This window comes from Bacillus pseudomycoides DSM 12442 (genome assembly GCF_000161455.1).
In the GTDB taxonomy this organism is placed as follows: domain Bacteria; phylum Bacillota; class Bacilli; order Bacillales; family Bacillaceae_G; genus Bacillus_A; species Bacillus_A pseudomycoides.
Map to the genome: position 1 here is coordinate 5711176 of NZ_CM000745.1, position 1548 is coordinate 5712723.

1 protein-coding gene is annotated in these 1548 nt (G+C 32.8%); it reads left to right on the forward strand.

Annotated features, from left to right (window positions below; genetic code table 11):
* Window positions 1-225 precede the first annotated feature (225 nt).
* Window positions 226-1125, forward strand: a complete 900-nt coding sequence (locus BPMYX0001_RS28875) for a DMT family transporter (protein ID WP_006097679.1) — start codon at window positions 226-228, stop codon at window positions 1123-1125.
* Window positions 1126-1548: the final 423 nt, after the last annotated feature.

A 1548-nucleotide genomic window follows, 5' to 3' on the forward strand; every position in this document is an offset into this window, starting at 1 on the left:
ACTATTGAAAGTCTTGCTAAATGTCTTGTCGATTCAGAAAACAATACTTAATAAATCAGTTATCTATGGAAGGGAAAATAGACGTTAATGAAACAATATGTATGAAAAGGGTTTAGTGGTTTCTTTACAGCTTATTACTAATTGAAATTACAAATATATTTAACAAGGAAAACCACTAAAAAGATATAATACATAATATATCTTTTTGAATGGGTGTGGGGGTTTATGAAAGAGATAAGTATGTTACTAGTAGCGGTTATACTATGGGGAATAGCAATTGCTCCGACAAAATGGGCGCTAGAGTCAATTCAACCATTCACCTTATTGTTTTCTTTTCAGCAGCTACGAAAAAGTATTGTTAATAGGGATGTTCCGTGGAAAAGGATAAGCGTATTATCTTTTATTGGCGTGGCAGGATACTTTATGTTTACTTCGTATGGGATTTCTTTAACAAGTGGATTGCATGTTAGTATCATTGATGCCGCTTTACCATTAGTTACAATTATTTTCTCGGCACTGTTTTTAAAAGAAAAGATTCAGTTAAACTATTGGATTGGAATTATATTAGGTTTTATAGGGGTAGTATGTATTACTATTCCATCTGGTAATAATGATCAAAGTGCCTCTCTAATTGGGGATATACTTATTTTATTAAGTACTTTTTTATTTGCTTTCTATACAATATTATTAAAAAGGCCAAAACAAGAAAAGAATCTATCAAATGAAGTATTTACAACATTAACATTAATCATAGGGGCAATGATTCTATTCCCTTTTGCAGTTATCGAAACTTTTTATTATGTTCTACCTCAGATAGACACATGGAAGACAGGGCTTAGTTTTACATACCTTGTTGTTTGTGCAACAATCCTAGCTTATTGGTTTTGGAATAAGGCGCTAGAAAGGGTTTCGGCATCAGTAAGTGGGTTGTATCTAAATGCTTTACCACCTATAAGTATTATTGCTTCGGTTATTCTATTAAATGAATCTTTAACATGGAAGATATTAATAGGAGGATGTCTAGTTTTATTTGGAGTTATCTGGGCGGATCAAGATAAGTTGCGTGTTCTAATGAAATCCGTAGATCGACAGACTAAGGAAGATAGAAAGTATAAAATACATTAATGCAAGAACATAAAAAGAGGTGTGTGATTCATCGAATGGCACGCCCTTTTTATAATTGATCTAGGGGAGCGTACAGGATAACTAGGGAAGAAGTGCTTTCTATGAAAATAGGGCTCATTGAGTCAGTGCTCATAATGTGGAGTAGGGAGGAATTAAGTGCTTTTAGGCTCTTCTCTTTTGGAAAGGTTAGGTCTATGGGAAATAGAAAAAGGGAGTATGAACAGAAGGTTAATGATTTGTGTTTGCTTATATATAGAAAAAACTTTTTATGTAAAAAAACATTGACTATTATTATATAGAGGTGTAATATTATATGAGTCGCTGATAGCAACAAAGCAAAACACGACAAACGAAATAAAAAACTTAATTGACATTGAAACATGAAAGTGTTAATATAAGGAAGTCGCAAATGAGCGGCAAGCA